This window comes from Dietzia sp. NPDC055343, from assembly GCF_053645265.1.
Window position 1 is genome coordinate 1 of the sequence record NZ_JBSHMJ010000124.1, and the last position, 2,040, is coordinate 2,040.

2 protein-coding genes are annotated in these 2,040 nt (G+C 70.8%); both read right to left on the reverse strand.

The genetic code is table 11. From position 1 onward, the window contains the following. Positions 1-1,220 (reverse strand): ABC transporter permease (locus ACWIE7_RS18985; protein WP_454070301.1); only part of this gene is annotated, 1,220 nt, incomplete at its 3' end. Then, a partial coding sequence (locus ACWIE7_RS18990; protein ID WP_454070302.1) for an ABC transporter ATP-binding protein occupies positions 1,217-2,040 on the reverse strand: 824 nt, incomplete at its 5' end. The genes ACWIE7_RS18990 and ACWIE7_RS18985, both read right to left, overlap by 4 nt.

Genomic DNA, 2,040 nt, shown 5'->3' on the forward strand with positions numbered 1-2,040 from the left:
CGGCGGTAGATCCGCTCGGCCACGCCGATCACCAGGGCGGCGGCCACCAGCGAGACGATCATCGCGACGATCGGCTCCCACCAGGCCGCGGAGCCCTCGACGAGTCGGATCGGCATGGTGACCGTCGACATGATCGGGATGTACGAGGCCACGACCTGCCAGGTGCCGGAGACGAACAGCCCGCCGAAGGTGGCGATCATGATGAGCGTCAGCACGGGGGAGGCGGTGGACTGCACGTCCTCGGCGCGGGTGGCCAGCGCCCCGGCCACGGCGAACAGGCAGGCCAGCGCCACGAACCCGATCACGAACAGGGCCAGGTACCAGGCGGCGGCCCCGGCCATCGCCGGCAGGAGCGCGGTGTACTCGGTGAAGGACAGACCGATCAGGCCGATGCCCACGAACAGCACCATCTGCCCCATCGCGAGCACGGTGGCGCCCACAACCTTGCCCACCAGCAACTGCCGCAGCGGGATGGCGGCGGCGAGGATCTCCACGATCCGCGACTGCTTCTCCTCCACCACGCTGTTGGCGATCGCGTATCCGAACAGGATCGCGGCCAGGTAGAACAGGAACACAAAGACGAATCCGGCGATGAACTGCACGCCCTCATCGGCGGCGCCGTCGGGGTCGAGGAGCCGTTCGCCCACCTCGGAGCCGGCGGTGAGGTCGCCGACCGTGGTGCCGGCAGCGGCCGCGTTGGTCTCCAGGGCGTCGGCGGCCACGGTGGCGCCGATCAACCCGGCCAGCGAGCTGTCGACGGAGTCGGTGCCGACGAGGGTCCACTCACCGGGCGCACCGATCAGGGCGGCGTCGGCGTCACCCTCGCTCACGGCCTGTTCGGCCGCGGCGACGTCCGGGTATTCGCTGATGGTGACCTCGAGGTCCCCCGGGGCGAACGGCCCGGACATCGCAGCGCCCTCGTCGGCGGTCGCCTGCTCGGCGACCACCACAGCCTCGGGGGAGGCCACCGCGAGGGTCTTGGACTCGGTCTGGCCACCGACGAAGAACGACACCGCGAACGCGACCACCATGATCGCGAGCGTGGTCAGCGTGGAGATGATGAAGTTCTTGTCCCGAAGCTTGACCATGATCTCGCGGCCGGCGACGATCCGCCACGCCGACTGCGTCTCGGGGGCCGCAGCGCCGGTGCCGACACCAGCGCCGGCGCCGCTGTCGGTGGCCGTATCGGACGGGAAAGGGAACTGGTCGGTGGTGGTCATACCGTCACCTCACGGTAGATATCGGACAGGGTGGGGACGACCTCGGCGAACTCGCGGACGCTGCCGCGGGCCATGGCCTCGCGCAGGACGGCGTCGGTGCCGGCGGGGCTGCCGCCGCCGCTGAGGTCGAGCAGGGCGGTGGGGCCGTCGACGTCCACCACGTGGACGCCGGGCAGATCACGTACCCAGCCGGCGTCGCCGCCCACGACCAGGCGATGCAGGACGCGCCCGCGTCGCCGGAGGTCCTCGACGGTGCCCTGGGCGACGACGCGGCCGCGCGAGAGCACCACGAGCTGATCGCAGAGTCGCTCGACGAGGTCGAGCTGATGGGAGGAGAACAGCACGGGCACGCCGCGGGTGGTGTGCTCGCGCAGTAGGTCGACCATCGAGTCCACGGCCCCCGGGTCGAGCCCGGAGAATGGCTCGTCGAGCACGAGCAGCTCGGGCCCGCCGATCACGGCGGCGGCGATCTGCACGCGCTGCTGGTTGCCCAGCGAGAGCGACTCGAGCTTGTCGTTCAGCCGCTCGCCCAGCCCGAACCGGTCGAGCAGGTCGGTGGCGGTGCGGCGGGCGTCGGCCGCGGAACGGCCCTGGAGTCGTCCCAGGTAGACCAGCTGGTCGAGGATCGCCTGCTTGGGATAGAGCCCACGCTCCTCGGGCATGTAGCCGAACGTGCGGCGGTCGGCGACGGTGGCCTCGTGGCCGTTCCACAGCACGCGACCGGTGGTGGGCTGCAGGACGCCCATGATCATGCGCATGGTGGTGGTCTTGCCGGCGCCGTTGCCGCCCACGAAGCCGGTCATGGTTCCACGTGGAACCA